Below are 23,606 nucleotides of genomic sequence, written 5' to 3' on the forward strand. Positions count from 1 at the left end.
GAAATATGCTTGAAACCAACCAAGATATTGGTCAGCTCATAGAGCCACAAACAGTAGCATTTACTTTTGATGCCCTTGGGTGGTATATTTTAATGGCTGTGGGCTTTTTGATATTTGGGATAATGATGGCTGTTAGGTGGGCATCGTACAAAAAAAACAAGTATAGAAGAGAGGCTATTGCCCAAATAGATGACTGTGCGAAGGATGAAAAATTATCCATCAATCAAGTGAATAAAATCTTGAAACAGGTAGCTGTTCATACTTTTGGTAGAGAAAAAGTGGCTGCTTTGTACGGGCGAGAGTGGGTGGCTTTTTTAAACCAAAAAACAAAAAAAGCATTTTTCGAGAAAGAATTGGCTGATTTTCTGTCCATTGCAAATTACCAGAAAAGCAGGTTTTTGGAAGGGAAAGAAAAAGAACTTCTGAAGCACAATGCCGTCAAATGGATTGAAAACCATAGGAGTTAGATTAGATGAAGGAAACTTTTGAAATAGCGTATCCGTGGGTGTTCTTTTTGGCACCGCTCCCCTTGTTGGTTATTTGGCTTATACCTCCGCTCAAAAGGCGGAAAAAAGCCTTGGTAGTGCCTTTTTTGGAAAGGGCAGGCGCTGCAACGGGGCAAAAACCTCGGTCGGGGGCGTGGATAACTCCTCGCAACTGGTTTCGCTGGGTTTCTTTGTTTGTGCTGTGGTTGTTGCTATTGGCGGCGGCATCTTCCCCACAGCTGGTTGGCGAGCCTGAAATGAAAGTTAAAACCTCCAGAAACTTTGTGATAACGGCAGATATTTCCTTCAGCATGGCAACCAAAGATTGGGAGCTAGATGGCAAAAAAGTTACCCGATGGGAGGCTCTGAAAAAGGTGCTGGGCGATTTTATTGACCAAAGAGAAGGGGACAGGATGGCATTGATTTTCTTTGGAACAAATGCCTATTTGCAAGCTCCGCTCACTACCGAACTGGATGTGGTAAAATGGCAACTCGACCAAACCGATGTGGGAATGGCGGGGCAAATGACCAGCATAGGAAAGGCTATTGCCTATTCCCTCCAGCTTTTTGAAGCGGATACTTTGGAGCAAAAAGTGATCTTACTCCTTACCGACGGGCAAGATTCGGGCAGTGAAATTCTTCCGTTAGATGCGGCAAACATGGCGGCGGGGGACAGCGTGGTGGTTTATACACTGGGCATAGGTGACCCTACTTCTTTAAATTCGGACTTGGATGAAGGTACGTTGAAAGAAATTTCGAGCCTAACCAATGGGAAATATTTTAGGGCAATTGATGAGGAACAACTCAAAATGGCTTATAAAGAACTGGGCGAGCTAGAGCCGATAGAATATGAAGAAGAGGATTACAAACCTGTTACGCTTTTGTATTATTACCCGTTGATGGCTTTCTTGGTATTTAGCTTAGTATTCTTTTTTGTGATAAGCTTTCGGAATATCATTATGCAAAAATTACTTTCGAGCAATGGATAGATGGCTAGAAACTGACTTCTCGGAATTTCATTTCCTCCGACCAGATTGGCTTTGGGCTTTTGTGCCTATGCTTGTGGTGCTGTTACTGCTTTTTTTCTCGCAAAGAGAAAATGAAAAATGGCTAAAAGTGATTCCTGATCACCTTCGGGAGTTTATGACCAAAAAAGGGAGTAAATGGGCTGTGGTGCTGCCGATTTTCACCTACGTGCTAGTGGTTTCGCTGGCGGTTCTCGGCATAGCTGGTCCTACTTGGGAACGGGTGGAAGTGCCTGGGGCAAAGACAGAAGCCATGCTATTGATTGGGATAGACCTTTCTAATTCGATGCTGGTGGAAGACATGCAGCCGAACCGATTGGAGCGGGCAAAGTTCAAGATAAAAGACTTACTAGATGCCAAACCAAGGGCGAGAACGGGAATGTTTGCCTTTGCGGGGACAGCCCATATCGTCATTCCTCCTTGCACCGATTCCAAACTGATTTTACACCATCTCGAAACACTGTCGCCTGCCATGATGCCCATTTTGGGGACAAATATGGAGCAAGCAATAAGCCTTGCCGATACGATATTGAGCAGGACGGTTGCCCCAAGTACGCTGCTGCTCATCACCGATAATATTGAACAAGAAGATGTTTTTTATCTTGAAAAATTGGTAAACGAAACACCTCACAGCATAGAACTTTTGGCAATGGCTACACCGCAAGGCGGAGCTGTTCCTTCGTATGGGAAAAGAATTTTTTTTAAAGATAAGGCAGGAGAAAAAGTAGTTTCCAAACTTGACCCCGAAGTGATTTTTCAATTACAGAACCATCCCAAAATTAATGTAAATACGCTTACGCTCGACAACTCCGATATGGAGATTATTGCCAAGAAAGTTCGGGACAATTTGACATTCCAAGAAGAAGATGAAAAAGACGAAAAGCTTTGGAAAGATGTTGGTTTTTACCTGCTCATTCCGCTGTTGGTACTGATTCTTTTTTGGTTCAGAAGAGGGTGGGTAGTGGCGGCAAACCTGGTATTTTGTTTGGTGCTGCCTTCTTGCGGCGAGGTAAAAACGTGGGAAGATCTGTGGTATAGCAAAGACTATCAAGCGCAAAAAAGCTACAATGAAGGTGACTTTGAAAAAGCGGCAGCACTTTACCAAGATCCTTTTAACAAGGGCGTAGCCTATTACAAAGCGGGGAATTACGATGCAGCAATTTTTGCCTTCGAACAAGACACTTCTTTGAACTCGCAGTACAACAAAGGCTTGGCTTTGGTGGCTGCCCAGCGTTTTGAAGAAGCCCAACAGGTTTTTGAAGAATTGGCAGAAGCACATCCAGAATTCGACGCAGCTAAAAAAAGCCTGAAACAGACAGAAGATCGGATGATGGAGATCGATTCGCTGCGGAGTATCGACCCAACTTCTACGAGGCTACCTGAGAACAAAAAAGAAGACCAACCTCCACTTAACGAGCGGACTGCCAAAGGTGAAGACGAAGAATTGACTTCCGACACGCAAGTAGATGAGTTGCCCGAAACGGGTGATAGGGTGACCGATGAGGTGGAAACGGGTGTGCGAAAAGCGGAAGAATTGGAGCGGCCTCCCGAGGATTTTGAGTCTGGAGCTGGTGAAAAGGCTTCGAATGTGCTGCTTCGCAAAATTTCGGACGACCCTTCAGAATTTTTGAAGAGGAAATTTAAATATCAGGTAGAAAAGTATAAGTTAGATTCGGTAAAGACCAAAAATAGATGGTAAGGTTTGTTCAAATAAGCTTGTTGGTGTGTGGATTACTGCTGGGGAATATTGCCAAAGCACAAGTGGAAGCTTTTGCCACGGTAAAGGTTTCACCACGGGAAGTGGTGGTGAAGCAGCCGGTGAAAATCACCATCACGGTACTGACGGCTACTTGGTTTACCTCACCGCTCGACTATGGGAACTTACAGATCACAAATGCCTTCACCATCCCTTTCCAGCGAACCCAAAGCGGAATTCATTACATTGACAAAAAAAAATATGCTGGGCTGGAATTTTACTACATCGTTTTTCCCTACGAAGCAGGAGAGTTTACTTTCCCTCCCCTCGAAATAAAAACCACTTCACCGCCCGAGGGCGATTACAAGGCTGTTCCCGTCACCATTCGCACCAAAGCGGTCACGTTTAAGGTGAACGAAGTCCCTGCTGGAAAAGATGCTGACCATTGGATGGTAGCCAAAAGCGTTTTTATCAATGAAAAATGGAATAAACCATTGGATAAACTGAAGGTGGGCGACGTGGTGGAAAGGACCATTACGATCCGAGCGAATGGAACACTTCCGTCTTTTATTGAACCCTTGGACATTGAGAAACCCGAATTTGGGAGTATTTATCCTAAAACCGCAGAGCTGAAAGACCAACGGGACGACAAAGATGCTAACGGAACGAGGATAGAGCGGTACAGCTATTTGTTGGAAAAAGAAGGCGAGTTTGAAGTTCCTGCGGTGAAGATGGAATGGTGGAATCCATACCTCAATAAAAACTATTTTAGGGAAACAAAACCTCGGAAAATCAGCATTCAGCCTAATCCAGATTTAGACGTGCTAGCTTCGCTGAAGGACTCGCTCGATGCCCTGAATAGGGCAAATGCCCCCGAAGAGGAAGAAGCCGAAGCAACTTATTTTGGTTTGAGCTTGAAGGAATTATTGGTTTTGCTAGCGATTGGTTTGGTTGTTCTTTGGCTTCTTATCAAGCTCTTTTTGCGTGTGATAAAGTGGCAAAAAGCCAAAAGAGAAGCGTACAGGAAAAGTGAAGAATTTTGGTTCGATAAGTTTGAAAAGTCGGTGGGGGCAGATGACCCTAAGGCAAGTTTGAACAGCTTATATGCTTGGTACGACCGGTTTAGGGCTGGAAAATATGCGCCTAATCTGCGTGATGCTTCCTCTGAAGATGAGCTTGAAAAAGAAACAGAGAAAGTAGAACAAGCACTTTTTCATAGCCCTGCCGAAAGCCTTCCTAAAAATGACTTGAGCCAATGGGCAAAAAAGGTGGGACTTCTCCGAAAAACCTTGAAAAAAGAGAATTCAGTCAAAGCAAAAGGGCATTCTTTAGATGGGCTGAACCCGTAGTCTTTTATCTTGTAGCCTTCAGGTTATTCCCGCTCTAGTTTCTAAACTCTATTTTCATTACCTTTGCAGGTTCTTAGGCTGTTGATATTGAGTAGTTCATCCAGTTAATTCTGTCGAATAATTTGGCGATTTTTAAAACAGTACGTCGTTAAAAATACTCGTCATAGCTTCCAGCTATGCCTGCGTTTTTTGCCTCGTTCTGTTTCTAAACTCATCCAAATTCTTCCGACACTATCAACTTGATAAACTACTGAGTTGGTTTGGAGTAGGGGACAAAAACAGCTATCATTTATTCAAAAAGAGGATATCCAGATGGGTACTTTTGCAGAGAAAACGAACAAGAAAGTTGCTTTTTATACATTGGGCTGCAAGCTCAACTTTTCGGAAACGTCTACCATTTCCCGCAAGTTTGAGGAAAGTGGCTACCAAAAAGTTGCATTTGAAGATACGCCCGACATCTTCATCATCAACACCTGCTCGGTGACGGAAAATGCCGACAAGAAATGTAAGCAAGTGGTGAAGTCTGCCAAAAAGATTTCCCCCGATAGTTTTGTGGCTATCATCGGCTGTTTTGCCCAGCTCAAGCCCAAAGAAATTTCAGAAATCCCTGGGGTAGATGCTGTTTTGGGTGCAGCTGAGAAATTTAGGCTTATCGAATTGCTCGATGGATTTGTGAAAGAAGATGCGCCAAAAGTGTTGGCTTCGGAAGTGAGTGAGGCAAATTCGTTTGTAAGTGGCTATTCGCTCAACGACCGCACGAGGACTTTCCTAAAGGTTCAAGATGGCTGCAATTACAACTGTACGTTTTGTACTATTCCGCTGGCTAGGGGAAAGAGCCGCAGCGATACCATTGAAAATGTATTGAAAAATGCGAGGGAAATTTCCCAAACCGATGTGAATGAGATTGTGCTCACAGGGGTGAATTTGGGTGATTTTGGAATTATAGATGGAAGAAGAAAAACGAGCTTTTTTGAACTTGCCAAAGAACTAGACAAGGTTGAGGGAATTGAACGATTCCGTATTTCTTCTATCGAACCTAATTTGCTTGCTAACGAGATTATCGAATTTGTAGCGCAGTCCGAACGATTTGTACCGCATTTCCATATTCCGTTGCAATCTGGTTCAGATAAGTTATTGGAACAAATGCGCCGCCGCTATCGCCGCGACCTTTACACAGACAGGGTGAGGAATATCAAAGAATTGATGCCTAAGTGCTGTATAGGTGTGGATGTGATCGTAGGTTTTCCTGGGGAGACAGAGGAGGAGTTTCTGAACACCTATAATTACCTCAACGAGCTGGATATTTCATACCTGCACGTGTTCACCTACTCGGAACGGAACAATACCGAGGCAGTAGAAATGGGTGGAGTAGTGCCAATGGCAGAGAGGAACAAACGCTCTAAAATGCTCAGGATTTTATCGGAGAAAAAGAGAAGGGCTTTTTATGAAAAATACTTGGGGGAAACTGCTACGGTTTTGTTCGAAAAAGATATTGATAACGACCTTATCCATGGCTTCACCGAAAACTACATCCGAGTTGCAGTTCCTTATGATCCATCGCTTGTGAATCAAGTAAGAAGGGTGAAACTAGGGGAAATCAACGAAAAAGGGCATGTGCTTTCGGAAGTGTTGGAAACAGAGGTGGTTGTTAGCGAGTAGGAACGTACTTTTTGGCAATGTGGTAAAAAAGAATTGCCCCAATAATAATAGCTGAGCCTTCGTAAAAACTTAGGCTCATTTTTTCGCTTTCACCCAAAAAAATCAGGGCAATAATCATCCCGTACACAGGAGAAAGGTTAGCCGTGAGCGTTACGATATAAGGCGAAACCGATCGCATTAGCTGAATAAACTTGGAGTACATGTACACCGAAAAAATGAGTACCAGTACTAATATCAGCAAGGCATCTCTTGGCGTAAGGTTAAGGTTTATGTTCCAGTTGGAGTCGAATACGAAATAGTAGATAGGCGCAAGGGCAATAGTTCCCAGCCAAGCTCCCGCCATTTGGTAAAAGCTAATGATGTAGTGATTGTAGTTTCTACTAAGCCGAGCATTTATAATGGTAACAAGCGCACCAAAAAAACCAGCTATTATACTGACTGTAAGTCCTATAGGATGTTCAAAACCTTGCCGGGTAATCACTACTATACCGAGAATAACTAGCAGTGCCGTAATAATCTGGAGGTAGCTAAACTTTTCTTTGTTGACAAAAGGCGTGATAAAGCTCGTCCAAAGTGGTGATGTCGAAATCCCAATGAGGCAGACCGATGCGTTGGAAATTTTGGCGGAAATAATGAGAAGAATCCAGTAAATGGCAGTAAGGACACCACTCAACATTAATCGTAATGACTCTTCTATGTTGAGCCTGATAGTTACTTTTTTGAAATAAAGCATACTTCCCAAAAATAGGGTAGCAACAATAGTTCGATAAAAAACGATTTCAAATGCAGGAATACTTATGTATATAACAATTACTGGAATAATACTGCTCAGCAGAATTATCAGGTGTAGCCATAAGTAATCACTAAAATTTCTGGTGAGCATTTGGGGAATCTAAAGTACCAAGTCTGCATTAATCGAAAAATCACTAAAAAACTATTTATATTTCTTAGCACCTTCCATATTGCAATATTGAAAAAAGTAACCTAAAAAAATAAGGTTATGCTCAAAATCATTGAAAGTAAGGTGTTTTAGCTTAATATGGCTAAAGCGCGAAGGAGAATAGTCAAGTTTTCTTTAGCGATTAAACTTTTGGTGGAGGAGTTTGTCAAAAGAGGAAAACTAACTAACGCTGTTGCCAAAACCTTTAAATCAAACTTTACTTGGAAGATCAAGAACTGCTAGAGAAATTCAGTGACCCTGCTACGAAGCACTATGCCTATAATTTGCTGGTGAGGAAGTATCAGGAGCGGGTGTATTGGCTAGTGCGCAAGATGGTGATAAACCATGAGGATGCGGATGACCTTACTCAGGAGGTTTTTATCAAGCTATGGAACAAGTTAGATTCTTTTAAAGGAAATTCGCAGCTTTACACTTGGATTTACCGAGTGGCTACCAATGAGTGCCTCAATTTTTTAACTAAGAAAAAACGTAAATACTTCATCCCAATCCACGATGTAGGTGCTGAACTTTCCAGCCAGATTGATAGCGGAGCTTATATTTCGGGGGACGAGGTGCAGAAAAAATTGCAAAAAGCCCTGCTGAAACTACCCGACAAACAGAGGCTAGTTTTTAATATGAAATACTTCGAGGATATGCCTTACAAAGATATTTCGGAAGTATTGGGGACATCTGTGGGAGCATTGAAAGCATCCTATCATTTGGCAGTTAAAAAAATTGAGGCGCAGTTAAGCGACGATTAAACCATTCGCTTTTTTCTTAATCTTAGTAGTATAAAAAAGGAGAAAAAATGAAATTAGAAGATATAGATAAAGGGAATATTTTTCAAACTCCAGAAGGGTATTTTGAGGAGTTATCTACCAAAATACAGGCGAGGGCTGCAAAGCGATCAAATACTAGGTTGGAACAGGCTTTACCTATTTTTAAAATAGCCTTTCCTTCACTCGCTTTTTGTCTGCTACTTTTTTCTTGGTTTTATTTTACTCCAAAGGAGGTAGAGCAGGAGCAAGATATTTTCTCGTCTTTGAGCAAGGCTGATATTAAATTGTATTTGATGGAAGAAGATATCAGCCCTGAAGAACTGGTGGAATTAGCTTCGCAAACTAACGACCCTGTAGGGCTTTATCCGGGCGAAGAGTTGGAAATTACCCCCGAAGTGATCGAGCATTTTATCGATATTGAAGATATAGATGAATATTTGTAGTTGAAATAGAGAAAAAAAAGTCATGCAAAAAATGAATATTATCCGATTGGGAAGTGTACTGCCCCTGCTGTTAGTAGGAACTATAGTTTTTGCCCAACCCAAAAGTAAAGAAACTAGGGAGAAACTGAACCAATACAAGGAGCAGTATATAAGAGAAACATTGGCACTTACGGATGAAGATGCAGCCAAGTTTTTCCCAATTTATAATACTTACGAGGAGGAAAAAAGAACGAACAGGATGAAGCTCAATAAGCTTAAGAGAGGCTTTATGGCTAAATCGGACGAGCAACTTACCGCTGACCTATCAACCATGATGGCCGTGAAGGAAGAAGAGCTTGCTATAGAGAAAAAGTTCCTCGACAAGTTTATGGAAACATTGACCCCACGCCAAGTAGCTGCTCTGTATTATGCAGAGACTCAGTTTAGGAAGAAATTATTAGAAAAGTACGGTCAAGGAAATTGATTGGTATGGAGTACAACATCAAAAAAGCCCGATAAACTAGGTTTGTCGGGCTTTTTTGATGTTGGCAATGGAAGGTTATACATTATACTCATCCTTCCAATAAACTCTTTTGTCGGTCATGATGGCATCTAGTGCCATAGAAACCGCAAATGAAGCTTTAGCTCCAGTCTGGATGTTGGAAATAGGTTCGGTGTTGTTTCGGATTGAGTCGGCAAAATCGACCAAGGCTTGCTTGGAAGGATCCATATTGTCCGATTTTATTTCAATGGACTCGTCCTCAGCCATCATTTTCCTAATAGTGGCTCCGCTCACGCCATCTACCACGCCAAGTTCTTTTTTCTTTTTGCCCTCTAAGTAAGCTCTAGCATCGTCGTAGCCCAAGAACAAGGTCGCTTCATCTCCAAATACTTTGATACGGTAATCGGAATATGAATTGAAGGTGAGGCAAGTATAGGTGGCCTTTACTCCTCCGGGGTAATTGAAAATAACACGGGTGTTATCATAGGTTTCTCTACCATCTTTCCAGTAGTCTATTCCTCCCGAGCCTATTACACTTTCAGGATGCGAATCGGTCACCCAGTTGGCAAAGTCTATTTGGTGAGATGAAAGCTCGGCTAGTAAGCCTTTGGAGTACTCGCGGTACATCCTCCAATTTATCAATCGCTCATTTTTTGGATCATCAACTTTTCTTCTCCAGTCCCCGTTTCTGTTCCATTGGCATTCAAAGCCCATCACCTTGCCTATGTTCCCTTCTTTAATAAGATCGACCACTTTGGTGTACAACCTAGAGCTGTGGTACTGGTGGCCTGTCTGGAAGATTAAATCCTTATTTTCTTTAGACTTGCTGACCATCGCCAATGCTTGTGCGGCATCGTAGGCCATAGTTTTTTCGCAATACACATGCTTGCCAGCATCAAGGGCATCAATGGCCATTTGGGAATGCATGGAAAGCGGAGTAGAGATAAGAACGGCATCAACATCTTTATCCTCTAATAGCTTTCGGTAATCGACGTAGCCTTTCGCTCCTTTCCCAATAAGCTCCTTCGCTTTATCAAGGTTCTTTTGTCTTACATCACAAGCAGCTACCATCTGTATGCTCGGGACATCTTGCATGATTTTCATTAAGCCACGACCTCTGCTGCCTGCGCCTATTACCGCAAGGTTCACTTTATCGTTAGCCGAATGGCTTGCGAAGTTTTTGGCAATAGCTGGAAAACCTACGGCTAAACCTGTGAGTGCTAAGCCACTTTTACCTATGAATTTTCTTCTATTAATTTCATTCATACTTACTTGATGTTTTATTCGAAGTTGGGTTGTGAAGTAATTCCCTCCCTGCTTATTTTTAGAAGGGAGGGAATAAATTTACTAAAGTTATTTGTTAAAGGAGGCATTGAGTTCAACTTCTAAAGGTTGCTTTGCTTAAATAGTTGGTTCCCATCCTTTTTCGTATTCTCTGCCCCAAAGTTTCATAGCAGCTTTGTTTTTAAGAATATGTCCATTTTTAGGATCGCATATCAAGTCAGATTTTGTGCGGTAAGAAATGTTGGCCAAATGCCCCATTAAAGTACTTGTAGCTCCTTCGTCAATTGGTGAGTTTTGCTTTACCGTTCCTTTTACAGCTTCTAGAAAGTTTTTCACATGCAAGTTAGTGGCATTACCGCCGCCGCCTAGGCCAGTAGTTGAGCTTATAGAACCCGCCTTCACTTCTTTTTCCATTTTTCCACTTCTGTCATACAACTTGTAGCCATTTCTATCTACAAATACAGAACCTTCTGTTCCGTAGATGATAGTTCCACGTCCGGCACCGTATGTTTTGAAGCTGTTACGGCTCCTTCCGTCCCATTGGATGATCTTCTTGCCAAATTTAAACGTAGCATCCATAGTATCATACATTTGCCAATCATCGTCCGAATAATGAAACTTGTCAGCGTTTACAGACACATGGTCAGGGAAGTCTACTTGCAATGCCCAGCGGGCAATATCTATTTCGTGTACAGAGTTGTTGCCTGTTTCACCTGTACCAAACTGCCAGAACCAGTGCCAGTTGTAGTCGAAGAAAGCATCTAAATATTCACCCCTTGGAGCAGGTCCTTGGAATAAATCCCAGTCGAAGCCTTTGGGAACAGGAACGGCTTTGGTGTTGTATAAGCTAGGACGATCATTAGAATAAAAAGCAATAGCTTGGTATGCTTCGCCTATTACGCCATTATGAATGTCTTTTATTATTTCTTGTGACTCAGGTGCAGAGCGTTGCTGATTTCCCATCTGGACAATCTTATCGCTGTACTTTTTTTGGTAGGCTACCAAAAGCTCACCTTCGCGAGGGTTGTGGCTACATGGCTTTTCTACGTAAACGTGTTTTCCTGCTTCTAGAGCCATCCATGTGCCCGGTGCATGCCAGTGGTCAGGAGTGGCGTTGATAATCGCATCTACTTCCTTGTCTTCAAGTACTTTACGAATGTCTTTTTCTTTTTTAGGAGTGTAGCCCAATACGTCATTGAGCTCTTTGCCAAATTTGTCCATTTGGGGGAGGTAGATATCACACACATATTTCACATCTACTTTATCTTTCAGCATCTCAAAAGCATCTTTCATGGCTCCAGCTCTCCTCTTACAGCCAATTTGGGCAACGGCTACTCGATCGTTTGCACCTAAAATTCTACCATAGCTTTTTGCTGAAAGCCCTACCATGCCTAAGCCTAGCGCGCCTGATGCAAGCGTTGTTTTTTTTATGAAGTTTCTTCTCGAATCGTTTTTCATATTTATGTTTTTTGAGTAAGTCGGGTTTGATAATGAAGGGTTAACCATTTAAGGCTAACCCTTTTTTGGTGGGTATTTGCGCTTATATTTATTATAATTCTTTGATTTTCACGTTTTTGAAATCTACTTTGTCGCCGTGGTCCTGGAGAAGAATGTGGCCAGTTTCTGCTTCGCCAAAGTTTGGCCAATCTTTGTATTTGCTGTAAGCAACCAATGCTTTCCACATTTGAGTGCCCCTTTCGTATTCTATTACTTTGATTCCATTAAGGTAGTGGGCTACTTTGCTTCCTCTCACTTCTACGCGAGCCCTGTTCCAAGAACCTATTCCGTTAGATCTTTTTTGTCTTAGGTGTGGATCGAAAAGAGTGCCGTTGGCAGGAATGAGGTCATATAGAGAAGCAAGCGTCCTGTTTCCAGAAACACCTTTTTTGGCATCCGGATGCTTTTTGTCGTCCAAGATCTGGAACTCGCAGCCAATAGCCGAACCTTTGCCCGTGTTGAGATCAGGATCTACAAAGTATTTGATACCGCTATTAGCTCCTTCACTCAGCCTAAAATCTACTTCCAAAATGAAGTTTTTGTATTTTTTCTCAGTTACAATGTCACCACCGTTTTCAGATTCAGCACCATCACTTGCCTTAACCGTAAGGATACCATCGTTCATTTCCCATCCTTTTTTAGGGAATTCGCCGAGCTTAGCACCTTTCCATCCTTTGTTTGTTTTTCCGTCCCAAAGGAGTTTCCAGCCTTCTGCTTTTTCAGTATCAGTAAGTTGGTTTTTTAGGTAGCTCACTTCCCTTACTCCCTTCATAGGCTTGCGGTTCTTTTCCAAGCCTTCAGTCATGATTCGGATGTTTCTCCAGCGGATTTCCTTTCCTGCTTTTTCTTCATCATTGCCAATACTATGGACTTGTAAGCCAATGAACCCTTCGGCGGTAAGATCATCGATCACATTTGATACAGGAACGTCGTTTACCCACGTGCGGATAGAATTTCCTACAGCTTCCACTCTGTATTTGTTCCACTCACCATTTTTGTAAGCTTTTTTAGCAGGTAAGTTGTATTCGAGCGGGTATAACCAACCTCGGCGGGCTTCATCGAATATGCCGCCAGACCAGCTTCGTTGTGAATCGTCGCATTCTACTTGGTAGCCATGCACGCGCCCATTGTTATATTCGGGGAGGCTGTTGCTTCTTATCTGCACGCCAGAGTTTAGACCTCTGTCCATTTTCATCTCATATTCCAAGATGAAATCGCTGTAATATTTTTTGGTGGTTAAAAAGGTATTGGCAGTTTTTATTTTACTAGTACCAATAATCTGACCGTCTTCTATGTGGTATTCGGCATCACCATTGAGGACTTTCCAACCTTTAAGATTTTTTCCGTTGAATAGTTCTTCCCATTTTCCATCTTGGGCTTGAAGTCCTATTGCCATTATTAATAGGAGCGAGAGTAAAGAAATGTTTTTCATTTTCAAAATTTAAGTTTGTACGATTTTTAGTAAAAAATTAGGGTATTTGTGAGGTTACAAATGTACTAGCTGAGCTAGGAGGTAGGGAATGGTTTTGGTTCATATAGCGTCTGATTTGTGTCAAAATGTTATATTTATGCTATGAAACAGCTGTTTTTTGTTTCAAGACACAAATCTACCGCTTGTATACTATGTCTTCTTCAAGGCATAGTATTATAGGTTAGCGAGTTAATAGAAATATGAAGGTGAGAAGTAGAAAACTGTTCTTATGGGTAGTTCTTGTAGTGGGAAGTTTGGCGGCTTCTGCGCAGCCAGCTTATTTCCATCATTACAATTCTTCCAATGGTCTTTCGGAAAATTCTGTATTCAATATTGCCCAAGACGATTTGGGGTATATCTGGCTCAGCACGCTCAACGGACTGAACCGTTTCGATGGTTATGAGTTCAATACATTTAAGCCCGAGCCAGGTAAAGAAGGCAGTATCAGTAGCAATTATATAGGAAAGCTTGCAAAAGGAGTTGAAGGGAACATGTGGATAGTTACTAACACAGGCCAGCTCAACCGTTACCTCGCCGCTTCTCAAGCTTTTGAAGTATTTCCTGACTCTATCCTTCCTAGAGGTTTGCAAAATTCTGAAGGAATGGAGGGCTTGGCAGATGGTCAACTGCTAATTGCAACTGATAACAAGTTGATTGTCTTTGATCCAGATACACGTTCGATCACGCCTGTTTACCTTCCCCTGCCTGTAGTCTCGGTGCAAAGCTTAGCAAATGGTATGCTTTGTATAGCTCACAAAAATAGCCTTGCTTTTTACCAATGGGAAGAGCCTTTAACCCTCAAAAAAGTCTACGAAGTTGGGGAAAAGGTATTTGCTTTTAACTTTTATGAGAGTGAGTGTTATTACGCTTCTAGATCAGGCGTGCACCGTCTGAAAAGTGATTTTAGCAGTAATGAACTTCTATTTGTGTTGGACGAACTAAGTGCTTCACAAGTGCCAGAAAGGAAAGTGACCGACATTTCTTATGATGGGGAGCGCTACTGGCTTATTTCTCGCAGGGCTTTGTACAGCGTAAGTTTGGAGGAAGGAGTTTTTAAATTTGAGAGCCACAAGCCAAATGCAAATAGACGAGGGGCAATAGTTGGTGAACTTATTCAGCAATTGTTTACCGATGCGCTTGGAAATACTTGGATTGTTACCTTAAAAAATGGGGTGAATATTTATAATAAAGCAAGAAATAGGTTTGGCTATTATTTTGTCCCTCAAAATTTTGATGAAGAATACTCTGACCCCATCCGGGCAATTCTACCTTTAAAGAAAGATGGCTATTTGGTAGCGTTTGACCGGTCGGGATTGGGTTTGATGGATGCCACAGGGCAGCATTTTACCCCTATTGAGGTTTATAGTGAGCAAATAGAGACCTTTTTCCGATCGATGTATAGAGATAGCCAAGGGAATATTTGGGTAGGGGGCGGAGCAGGTTTGTACTTGTACGATGAAGAAAAACAAACGCTTACCCTCGATGAGGTAACTAAACGCTGGTCTGAAAATATTCGGGCAAGGGTATTAAACGAGTTTGAACCAGGGGAGTTGGTGATTGTAGGGGCTTATATGATATCCTTAGACTTAGCTACTAAAGAGGTTACATTGTACCCTAACCTAGAAGGTAGGCAATTTTCTGCTTTCCGGGATGTGGAAAAAGACAGCGAAGGGAATTTTTGGTTGGCGACAGATCAGGGAGGAGTAGTGTTTTTTTCGGAAACTGATCCAGATAATATTCGAGTTTATAATGTAGAAAATGGTCTTTCAGATAACAAGGCTTATTGCCTGGTGAAGCTTGATGGGAAAATGTGGGTAGGCACGCATAATGGCTTGAATATTATTGATCTTAAAACTAAAAAAATAGAGAGACTTTATGAATCGAATGGGCTGACGGATAATGTAATCTATGGAATCTTTACCGATGAAAAGGGCTATGTTTGGATAAGTACAGGCAGGGGCTTGAACCGTATCAATTCTCAAACCTTGGAAGTAGATGCTTACCTCCACGATTTCTATTTTATGGACGATGCTTTTACCCAAGGGGCTGATGGAAGTATTTATTTTGGTGGGTATACAGGTTTTGTTTCTTTCCACCCTAAGAATTTTGGGCAAAAACCTGAAAGCCCTAAGCCCATCATTCACTCCTTCAAGTTGTTCAACCAGCTTATATTGCCTGGGCAAGAGTTTGAAGGAGAAGTGATGATATATGAGCCAGTTTATCAGTTAGATAAGCTTTCGCTAAAGCATACGAATAATACTTTTTCCTTTGGGTTTGATGCCGTTCCTGTGCTTAGTCCCAACCCAGTTCGTTATCGCTACAAGTTACTCAATTACGAAGACCGCTGGATATATGCCAACCCCGATAATCGACAGGCTTCTTTCACCAACGTACCTCCTGGGAATTATACTTTGCGGATTGAAACTTCCCTCATCGATTCGGATTGGGGGGCATTTTACAAGGAAATAGACATTGTAATCCATCCGCCTTTTTGGGCTACACTTTGGTTCAAACTACTTGTTTCAGCCTTTGTAATAGGAATACTTGTTTTGTTGTATTACTTGCGCTTGGCGCAGATAAAAAGGGCTAACCAAGAGCTAAAACAGCAGGTGGATTTACAAACTTCGGAACTGAAAAAGCAGAACGAGGAAATAGTGAGGCAAAAGGATGAAATGGTAGAGTTGGCCATGAAAGTCCACGCTGCGGATGAAGCCAAACTGAATGTATTTACCACGGTTTCCCATGAGTTCCGTACACCTCTTACGCTCATTATGGGGCATCTGGAAATGCTCCTTACCAAGGAATCGAAAAACCCTACAAAGTCCCTTTCTATGGTGAAGGACAATGCAAAAAGGCTACTTCGCTTGACGAACCAACTGATTGAAGTGCGAAAAATTGACCAAGGAAAATCTAGGCTGCATGTTTCTCATTTCGACCTTAGTAAATTTTGTAAAGAGCTATTTGAAAGTTTTGAACCTTTGGCTAGTAAGCGAAATATCCGACTTCACTTCTTGGATTATTTGAAAAAAAAAGATGTTTGGCTCGACCCTGACAAACTGGAGCATATTTGCTATAACTTGATTTCTAACGCGATCAAATACAGTAGAAAAGGGGGGAACGTAACCCTTAGGTTAGAGGAAGGTGAAGCAGAGGTGTTGCTCAATTTTGAAGACGATGGAATTGGGATTTCTTCTAAAGAGTTACCCCATATCTTCGATAGTTTTTACCGCTCAGAAGCGGGGCAGGGGATAACCGGGCATGGAATTGGGCTCACGCTAGTGAAAGTTTTTGCCGAGCAAATGCAAGGGAATGTGAAGGTAGAAAGTGAGTTGGAAAATGGCAGTTGTTTTAGCGTAAGTTTTAAAAAAGGAAAAGAGCATTACCCTGCTGAAGTGCTGAATGGAAAAAGACAAGTTAGCGCAAAGCCTGCGAAATTAGAGAAAGCTCCTATGCCATCGTTTGAGTTGCCAAGTTCAGGGGCGAAAGTACTGGTGGTGGAAGATAATTTTCAACTAAGGGAATATATACGGGAAGTACTTTCGGCGGAGTTTGCCGTGCAGGAAGCGTCAAATGGAGCAGAGGCGCTGAAAATAGTAGACAATGAAAGCCCTGCATTGGTGGTTTCAGACCTTATGATGCCTGTGATGGATGGTCTGACTTTTGGTAAAAAAATAAAAGAAAACCCGCTTTCGGCTCATATTCCGCTTATTTTGCTTACTGCCAAAACCGATACCGAAACCAAGATAAAGGGCTTTGGCACTGGGGCAGATGATTTTATAGAAAAGCCTTTTGAGCCTGCATTGTTGCTAGCGAGGGTGAAAGCCTTGCTTCATAACCGCAAGTCGGTAAAAACTTGGGCGGAAGATGATTTGCTCAAAGCAGCCGATACCCTCAAAATTGGCAGTACCGATAAGGCATTTCTGGAAAGTGTGAAAAATTGTGTGAAAGAAAACCTTTCCAATCCTGATTTTTCCATAGAAAAAATGGGAAATGAGTTGGGCATGAGCCGCTCCACTTTCTATCGAAAGTTCAAGAGCTTGACAGGACTTTCTGCCAACGAATACCTCAAAAAAGAACGCCTGCGAAAAGCATCAGCCCTTTTACAAGAAGGGAATATTCCAGTTTCTGCGGTTTGCTTCGAGGTAGGCTTCCAGAGCCAAGCCCATTTTCGGACTAATTTCAAAAAAGAATTTGGCACTACGCCCTCGCAGCATAGAGCGGAGGTGGGGGTGAGAAAATTTGGTTAATAACTCAAAGTAAACTCCACAAAATCCTGTACTTTCGAGGTACTGACATCGACCTCGCTTTATGAAAATTGTATATTATATCTTTGCTTCAGCATTGTTGCTGTTTTTACTTTTCCATTTTTCTTCCTCTCAAAAACCTGAGAAAATAACCATCAATGGTTTGAGCCTTGTTGCCCCTCCTCAGCCAGTGGATAGTACTTCTTTCAGTTCGGTAGTGGAGGTGGGTGCTTCATGGGTTGCGGTAATTCCCTATGCTTTTAGCATGAAAGGCAAGCCAAATGTACATTTCGATGCGGAAAGGCAGTGGTGGGGCGAGCATAGTAAAGGAGCGACTGCTCAAATCCAACTGGCGAAGGCCAAGGGACTGAAAGTGATGTTGAAGCCGCATGTGTGGGTGAGGGGACAGGGTTGGCCTGGTGATTTTGAGTTGGAAACTGAGGAAGATTGGGGAGTGTGGGAAAAGGATTACGAAAGTTATATTTTGAAATATGCCCAACTCGCCGATTCGCTAGAGGTAGAATTATTCTGCATTGGCTGTGAGTACAGAAAGGCAGTGGTTGCTCGACGGGAGTTTTGGGAGGGGTTAATCAATAAAGTAAGGGGATGTTTCAAAGGAAAGGTAACCTACGCTTCCAATTGGGATAATTACCAAAACGTAGGATTTTGGGATAAGCTCGATTATATAGGGGTAGATGGGTATTTCCCCCTGAGCGAGCAAAAATCGCCAACGCTAGATGAGCTTTTAACTGGCTGGGAAAAGCCTAAAAACGAACTGGTAGCATTTGCTGAAAAACATGAGAAGCTTTTGCTTTTTACTGAAATAGGCTATGAAAGCACCGATTATAACACTGCGGGTCATTGGATAAAAGACAAACCCAAAGAGCCAAATGAATCTCCCCAGGCAATTGCCTACCAAGCTTTTTTTGAGATTTGGCAAAAGGAAGAAGTATATGCCGGTGCATTTTTTTGGAAATGGTATTTGACCGAACGGAAGGGGCGAAATTATGAAACTGGATTTACACCGCAGGGGAAGGACGCGGAGGGGGTGTTGGGGGAAGTATTTGGGGGGATAAAAGAATCAAAGTTTGATTTAGAAAGTAATTAGAAGGGTAGATAGAAAGAAAAAAGTCCAACGAGTAAAACTCGTTGGACTTTGAAATTTTCGTAATATAAATTAACTGTATTGTTACTACAATTAAATATCTCCCAGTGAAATTTCAGGGTTATTCTGAATTTCAGATTGGGGGATTTTTACAGATAACTCGTCACTATCGATAGCCAAAGTTGTGTTTGGGATATGAATGTGGTTTGATCCTGTCACTATATCTATTTTATTACGCTTTTTAAGAAGGTAAGACTTACCTTCGGCAAAGAACTCAATTCTAGTTTGTAAGATGATTTCATCCAATAATGCTTGTCCAGAAAGTCCATCTATATACGAAGCATCAGGAACTCTTTCCTCTACTACTGCCTTAAGAGAAGTCCTTGCACCAGCTTCATTTCCTGATTTTGCTGCAGATTCGGCATGTAACAAATACATCTCCTCAATACGCATATAAACCAAGTCAGAAGTTACTACTCTAGAAGCTCCACCAATTTGTCTTTCAGGAGAGTAAAATTTATTTACAGCTACATAATCGTCAGCGGAAAAAGCATTGAACTGAAATTTACGGATATCATCTGCAGGTATTGCATTGTATAACTCAAAGTTGATACTCTTATAATCACCAGCCCAAGCATAGCTGTAAGAGAATAAATCCATTTTACCCCACCAAGAGGTAAGACCGAGCCCCATATCAGAGGTTAAATCAGTCCCCCACATCCAGCTTGGATCACTTACGTCATTGAAGCCATTGGTTAAATCTGTTAGTGGTATTTCAACATCGTCTAAATCAAGGAAAGTACCTTGCTCTTCTTTGATCTTAATACTATAGCTACCTGTATTGATTACAGCCTCAGCTTGTGCGGCAGCATTTGCGTGATCTCCCATGGCTGCATAAGTATATGCTAGTAACCCTCTAGCAACATCTTGATTTACTGCAAATTTACCATCCCTTGAGAATCCATCTAACAAGGTGATAGCATCAGTTAAGTCTGATACAATCAAGTTGTAAACATCGCTAGTAGGAGAAAGTGGTTGGTTTGGTACACTTGTATTTCTGTATATGGGGAGTAACATTGAGCTTTGATCATATTCCTCATCAAAATACTGGGCTAGGTAGAAATAGCCATAAGCACGCATTGCTTTAGCTTGACCCATAATATACTGACCCTCTACTGTTTCTGGAGTTGCATCTTCTCCACCAAGACCGTCTATGACAAAATTTGCACCAAAAATAATTCTGTAATAGTATCTCCAAAACTGATAATTGTCTAATTGAGTATAATCTACAGTTATTTGATATTGGGTAAAAGTTGAATACCATCCGTAGATTGTATTTCCTAGTACCAAATCTCCTGAAAGGAAATCACTCATTATATCATAACCCTTCTGTCCGAAATCATCAGCACCTGTAGTACCTCCTGTTTCAGGAAGATACATGTTTGCATATATACCTTGTAAGTTAGATGCTTGTAAAGCTGGGTTTATCTCTGAAATCTCTTCTATCCTATTGGCAGAGATAAATTCCGATGGCTCAGTTTCTAAAAATTCATCTGAGCAACCTATCGTAAAAATTGCGAATGCAATTATGGAAATAATGGTTTTTTTACTCATGATATTATATTTATAAAGACTTATAATTCATTTTGCTTTTCGATACCTATTATATTAATGAGCTAGGTATAAAGGTCAAATGTATGACCGGTTAACCCGAAAGACTAAATAGATAAGTCGTGTAAAAACTTTTTTAAAATTTGATTTTTCCTCCTAAAGTAAAGGTTGTAAGAGGGTCGTAAGTATAGCGGTTAGAATCGCCTTGGATATCTGTTGTTGGATTAAACCCATCTCTTTTCGTCGTTAAGAATAGATTATCACCCGCAACAAAAACATCGAAGCTTTGAATTCTTAACTTTTGAGTAAGAGTTTGTGGGAATGTATATCCTAGACGGACGTTAGAAAGCGTAAAGTAATCTGCTTTTGTTAGGAAACGAGTTGATCTAGAAGAATAGTTTTGGGTCAAATCGTTGTCGTATCTAGGAACATCGGTGATGTCTCCTTCTTGTTGCCATCTATTCCTAATATCGGTATGAAAATTACCTTGTCCCACTTGGTGATTATTCATTAAATCGGCATAAGCGTTGTCATAACCATATCCACCAAGTTGATATCTAAATAGTACTTGAAGATTAATACCCTTATATCCAGCGTTTAAGTTTAGGCCTCCACGTACATCAGGAATTGCAGATTTTCCAACAAACTTTTGAGTGGCAGTGGAATAAGCATTAGTAGTAGTTGCTAAAACATTAGCGTTTGGTTTTTCAGCTAAGTATTCAGTCATTGAACTTATTTCTTCTCCTTCTGTGTAAGCTCCATCACCGTCCAAATCATCATAGTTTAATACCCAAAGAGCATCACCGTTGGCAGGATCAACACCAGCCCATTCTCGCATGTAATAGTCATACATAGAATATCCTACAGCTCTTCCATAACTACCAGAAATATCCAGTGTTTTTTGCTCTCCTGTTGCAGGGTCTATAGGCATTTGAGTCAATTCATTAGAAAGGATTTCACCATTTACTCTTAGGTCAAGGTAAAAATCAGTCTTATTTAAGATGTGCCCTGTGAAGTCAAATTCTATACCTGAGTTTACTAATTTTCCATCATTTACAGTAATGATAGCATAACCCAATGAAGGACCTACTCTACGATCAAAAATTAAGTTGTCAGTAGATTTATTATAATAATCAATTCCAAAATCTAAGAATTTACCTATTTTTCCTTCTACACCTGCTTGGAACATTTTTGCAGTTTCCCAAGTCAAATCAGGATTACCTTTGGTGTCAAAAGTTAATGATGGGGTGCCATTTAGGTTTGTTATTTCAAACAAGTCATACCCAGGGTAATACTCTTGTCCCTGATCACCAGTGATTCCGTAACTAGTTTTTAATTTCAAGAAGTTGATAGCATCGACATCTAAAAAGCTTTCATTAGAAATAACCCATGCTGCTCCAATAGAACCAAATGTTCCCCACTTATCATTAACAAACCTAGAAGAACCATCAGCTCTAATACTTCCCGTAACGTAGTAAGTATCGTTGTAGTCATAGTTAACTTGTCCGAAATAACTTTCTATGGCATAACCTTCTGTATAGCCAGATACTTGTGGGTTTGCTACACCATTGTTGAGGTCAGTGCCAAATGGATCGACAAGTTGTGCTATAGATGCAGTAGAATATTCTCGTGTCCATTTGTTGCTCTCATGTGCTGCCAAAGCTTCCAATGAATGGCTACCAAAGTCTTTGTTGTACCTTAGCAAGTTAGTAAAGTTGTAGCTATTTGTCTGTGTGAAAGATTTGAAAAGTGTACCATTTGCAGACTGTCCTGGACCAAAGAATGGTGAATCTAAATTCTGGTAATCACTTTGTCTAAACTGCCATCCAAAACGAGATTCGAAAGTCAAGTTTTTAGTGAAGTCAATGTTTATGTTAGCATTCCCATTTAAATCGTGAGTAATTCTATTAAAGATACTTATCTCTGCGTCAGAGATAGCGTTGGTAAGACCTCCAAAGCCTCTTTTTTCACCATAGTCATACACTGACCCACCATAATATTGGTTGTCGATTTTATCACCGTTTTCATCTCTTAAAAAGAGCGGATAAATAGAAGGGATGTTATCCACAAACCAGAAAATACTACCTGAGTCTTCTGTTTGACCTGCATTGTTAGTTTCTCCTCTTGAATAACCTACGTTAAACCCTCCCGATAACCACTCCTTTGCTTGGTGATTTACATTTACTCTTGCAGATAACCTTTCAAAATCAGAGTTAATAGAGTAACCTATGTCTTTCAAATACCCAACTGAAGTGAAGTAATTTGTTTTTGCATCACCACCTCCAATTCTAAGGTTTGTCTCCTGTCTAGTAGAGTTTTGGAAAGCATAATCTTCCCAGTTTTCTGGGTCATACTTTCTTGTAACGCCAGGTCTTACCATACCGGTTGCTGGGTCTATTAATTCGCCTCCATCAGCAACATTCCACATGTTGTAAAAGGGATCTACACCAGTTCCTCCATCAAATAGAGCTGCGTTCGCATAAGCAATAGGATCAGCTTCTTCGTTTTGAATACCACGTTGTCTGAGATTGTCCCAACCAATGGCAATATATTCATCAGGAGAGGTTATTTTGCTGTATCTTGGTAATGATGATACGTTACGTCCAATTTTTGTGTCTACTTCAATATAAGTCTGACCACTAGCGCCCTTCTTTGTATTTACTAAGATCACGCCATTAGCCCCCCTTGATCCGTAGATGGCAGTTGCTGTTGCATCTTTAAGAACGGTCATGCTTTCAATATCGGCAGGGTTGATGGCGTTGATACTCCCATAATATGGTACACCATCTACAACGTATAATGGGTCACTATTACCATTTATTGAGCCAATACCACGAATCCTAACAGTAGCAGAAGCACCTGGTTGACCAGTAGTATTGATTACATTCACACCTGCAACTTCACCAGCTAGAGCTTGAGAGATGTTAGATATACTCTTTCTGTTCACTAGTTCCGCATCTACTTGTGTTAGTGATCCCGCAAAAGACTGCTTGGTTGCTGTACCATAACCTACTACAATTACTTCTTGTAGTACTTCATCATCGCTCTGAAGGGTTATGTTTAGTTCTGAATTTGAACCGATGGCCACTTCTTGGGTTTGAAACCCAATATAGCTGAAAATCAGGGTAGTGGCAGAGGCAGGGACGGTCAACTTAAAGTTGCCATCAATGTCGGTAATGGTACCAGAGGTTGCATCACCTTTAATTATGACGTTTACGCCCGGTAGCGGAGATGAGTCCGCTTCTCCAGAAATCACCTTACCTGTGATCGTCCTATCTTGTGCCCATGCAGGTAGCATAAGCCCAAGGGCGAGGACTAATAGTAATACTCGCTTCATAAGTTTGTAATTTAAATAATTGATCTGTTTATAAATGGTTAATTAATCCTTATCAAAGGCCTCATGTACAATTTGAAGCTAAAGTTAATTTAAAATCAATTCAAGGTTGATTTGTAGTTAGTAGATAATCACAATAATTTGGATTATTTGATAGTCAAAAACAATGATGTGAAAGAACGTTTAGTTGTAGTCTGATTGGA

Annotated in this window: 16 protein-coding genes; 10 read left to right on the forward strand and 6 right to left on the reverse strand. The window is 41.2% G+C overall.

Translation table 11 applies throughout. The annotated features are described in order from the left end of the window. Positions 1-5 precede the first annotated feature (5 nt). The 5 genes from R9C00_02275 (at position 6) to mtaB (ending at position 6,214) form a co-directional block, all read left to right on the forward strand. Positions 6-467 (forward strand): DUF4381 domain-containing protein, encoded by a 462-nt coding sequence (locus R9C00_02275; protein ID WPO36267.1) that lies wholly within the window; start codon positions 6-8, stop codon positions 465-467. A 5-nt stretch (positions 468-472) separates the two neighbouring features. Beyond that, on the forward strand, positions 473-1,474 hold the full coding sequence (locus R9C00_02280; GenBank protein ID WPO36268.1) for a VWA domain-containing protein: 1,002 nt from the start codon (positions 473-475) through the stop codon (positions 1,472-1,474). Further along, a complete protein-coding gene (locus R9C00_02285) occupies positions 1,467-3,209 on the forward strand; it encodes a VWA domain-containing protein (protein WPO36269.1) in 1,743 nt (580 codons plus the stop codon). Before R9C00_02280 ends, R9C00_02285 begins: the two co-directional genes overlap by 8 nt. Beyond that, a complete protein-coding gene (locus R9C00_02290) occupies positions 3,203-4,555 on the forward strand; it encodes a BatD family protein (GenBank protein WPO36270.1) in 1,353 nt (450 codons plus the stop codon). The genes R9C00_02285 and R9C00_02290 overlap by 7 nt, the downstream gene beginning before the upstream one ends. A 312-nt stretch (positions 4,556-4,867) precedes the next feature. Then, positions 4,868-6,214, forward strand: coding sequence for a tRNA (N(6)-L-threonylcarbamoyladenosine(37)-C(2))-methylthiotransferase MtaB (gene mtaB, locus R9C00_02295; GenBank protein WPO36271.1), 1,347 nt, complete (start codon positions 4,868-4,870; stop codon positions 6,212-6,214). Here the strand turns inward: mtaB and R9C00_02300 are convergent. Next, entirely contained in the window at positions 6,204-7,097 is an 894-nt protein-coding gene (locus R9C00_02300; protein WPO36272.1) for a DMT family transporter, read from the reverse strand. The two genes, mtaB and R9C00_02300, sit on opposite strands and share 11 nt — an antisense overlap. A gap of 278 nt (positions 7,098-7,375) precedes the next feature. Here R9C00_02300 and R9C00_02305 point away from each other — a divergent pair, with 278 nt between their 5' ends. Genes R9C00_02305 through R9C00_02315 form a run of 3 tightly spaced genes read left to right on the forward strand, consistent with a single transcriptional unit; the run spans position 7,376 to position 8,839 of the window. Continuing rightward, positions 7,376-7,915, forward strand: coding sequence for a sigma-70 family RNA polymerase sigma factor (locus R9C00_02305; protein WPO36273.1), 540 nt, complete (start codon positions 7,376-7,378; stop codon positions 7,913-7,915). 47 nt (positions 7,916-7,962) lie between these two features. Then, positions 7,963-8,376 carry a hypothetical protein gene (locus R9C00_02310; GenBank protein ID WPO36274.1) on the forward strand — a complete coding sequence of 138 codons (414 nt, stop codon included), beginning with the start codon at positions 7,963-7,965 and terminating at the stop codon, positions 8,374-8,376. 31 nt (positions 8,377-8,407) lie between these two features. Further along, complete coding sequence (locus tag R9C00_02315) at positions 8,408-8,839, forward strand: hypothetical protein (GenBank protein WPO36275.1); 432 nt, start codon at positions 8,408-8,410, stop codon at positions 8,837-8,839. Positions 8,840-8,914: 75 nt separating this feature from the next. Here the strand turns inward: R9C00_02315 and R9C00_02320 are convergent, their stop codons facing one another. From R9C00_02320 to R9C00_02330, 3 genes are all read right to left on the reverse strand, one after another. Further along, a complete protein-coding gene (locus R9C00_02320; protein WPO36276.1) occupies positions 8,915-10,123 on the reverse strand; it encodes a Gfo/Idh/MocA family oxidoreductase in 1,209 nt (402 codons plus the stop codon). 135 nt (positions 10,124-10,258) lie between these two features. Continuing rightward, positions 10,259-11,599 carry a Gfo/Idh/MocA family oxidoreductase gene (locus R9C00_02325; protein ID WPO36277.1) on the reverse strand — a complete coding sequence of 447 codons (1,341 nt, stop codon included), beginning with the start codon at positions 11,597-11,599 and terminating at the stop codon, positions 10,259-10,261. A 91-nt stretch (positions 11,600-11,690) separates the two neighbouring features. Further along, positions 11,691-13,070: a DUF1080 domain-containing protein gene (locus R9C00_02330; protein ID WPO36278.1), complete on the reverse strand. Its 1,380-nt coding sequence runs from the start codon at positions 13,068-13,070 to the stop codon at positions 11,691-11,693. A 239-nt stretch (positions 13,071-13,309) separates the two neighbouring features. Between R9C00_02330 and R9C00_02335 the strand changes: the two genes are divergently transcribed. Both R9C00_02335 and R9C00_02340 read left to right on the forward strand, forming a co-directional pair. Continuing rightward, complete coding sequence (locus R9C00_02335) at positions 13,310-17,356, forward strand: response regulator (GenBank protein ID WPO36279.1); 4,047 nt, start codon at positions 13,310-13,312, stop codon at positions 17,354-17,356. 61 nt (positions 17,357-17,417) lie between these two features. Beyond that, the gene (locus tag R9C00_02340) at positions 17,418-18,461 is read left to right on the forward strand and encodes a hypothetical protein (GenBank protein ID WPO36280.1); all 1,044 of its coding nucleotides are present in this window, start codon (positions 17,418-17,420) and stop codon (positions 18,459-18,461) included. 90 nt (positions 18,462-18,551) lie between these two features. Here R9C00_02340 and R9C00_02345 read toward each other — a convergent pair whose 3' ends face one another. Together R9C00_02345 and R9C00_02350 are read right to left on the reverse strand one after the other, a co-directional pair. Next, complete coding sequence (locus R9C00_02345; protein WPO36281.1) at positions 18,552-20,072, reverse strand: RagB/SusD family nutrient uptake outer membrane protein; 1,521 nt, start codon at positions 20,070-20,072, stop codon at positions 18,552-18,554. Positions 20,073-20,205: 133 nt separating this feature from the next. Continuing rightward, complete coding sequence (locus R9C00_02350; protein ID WPO36282.1) at positions 20,206-23,406, reverse strand: SusC/RagA family TonB-linked outer membrane protein; 3,201 nt, start codon at positions 23,404-23,406, stop codon at positions 20,206-20,208. Positions 23,407-23,606: the final 200 nt, after the last annotated feature.

It is taken from the genome of Flammeovirgaceae bacterium SG7u.111, assembly GCA_034044135.1.
In the GTDB taxonomy this organism is placed as follows: Bacteria; Bacteroidota; Bacteroidia; order Cytophagales; family Flammeovirgaceae.

Bases quoted from the DNA above. Each gene is read 5' to 3' on its own strand.
- R9C00_02275 (WPO36267.1), top strand. From the start codon at position 6: ATGCTTGAAACCAACCAAGATATTGGTCAGCTCATAGAGCCACAAACA.
- R9C00_02280 (WPO36268.1), top strand. From the start codon at position 473: ATGAAGGAAACTTTTGAAATAGCGTATCCGTGGGTGTTCTTTTTGGCA.
- R9C00_02285 (WPO36269.1), top strand. From the start codon at position 1,467: ATGGATAGATGGCTAGAAACTGACTTCTCGGAATTTCATTTCCTCCGA.
- R9C00_02290 (WPO36270.1), top strand. From the start codon at position 3,203: ATGGTAAGGTTTGTTCAAATAAGCTTGTTGGTGTGTGGATTACTGCTG.
- mtaB (WPO36271.1), top strand. From the start codon at position 4,868: ATGGGTACTTTTGCAGAGAAAACGAACAAGAAAGTTGCTTTTTATACA.
- R9C00_02300 (WPO36272.1), bottom strand. From the start codon at position 7,097: ATGCTCACCAGAAATTTTAGTGATTACTTATGGCTACACCTGATAATT.
- R9C00_02310 (WPO36274.1), top strand. From the start codon at position 7,963: ATGAAATTAGAAGATATAGATAAAGGGAATATTTTTCAAACTCCAGAA.
- R9C00_02315 (WPO36275.1), top strand. From the start codon at position 8,408: ATGAATATTATCCGATTGGGAAGTGTACTGCCCCTGCTGTTAGTAGGA.
- R9C00_02320 (WPO36276.1), bottom strand. From the start codon at position 10,123: ATGAATGAAATTAATAGAAGAAAATTCATAGGTAAAAGTGGCTTAGCA.
- R9C00_02325 (WPO36277.1), bottom strand. From the start codon at position 11,599: ATGAAAAACGATTCGAGAAGAAACTTCATAAAAAAAACAACGCTTGCA.
- R9C00_02330 (WPO36278.1), bottom strand. From the start codon at position 13,070: ATGAAAAACATTTCTTTACTCTCGCTCCTATTAATAATGGCAATAGGA.
- R9C00_02335 (WPO36279.1), top strand. From the start codon at position 13,310: ATGAAGGTGAGAAGTAGAAAACTGTTCTTATGGGTAGTTCTTGTAGTG.
- R9C00_02340 (WPO36280.1), top strand. From the start codon at position 17,418: ATGAAAATTGTATATTATATCTTTGCTTCAGCATTGTTGCTGTTTTTA.
- R9C00_02345 (WPO36281.1), bottom strand. From the start codon at position 20,072: ATGAGTAAAAAAACCATTATTTCCATAATTGCATTCGCAATTTTTACG.
- R9C00_02350 (WPO36282.1), bottom strand. From the start codon at position 23,406: ATGAAGCGAGTATTACTATTAGTCCTCGCCCTTGGGCTTATGCTACCT.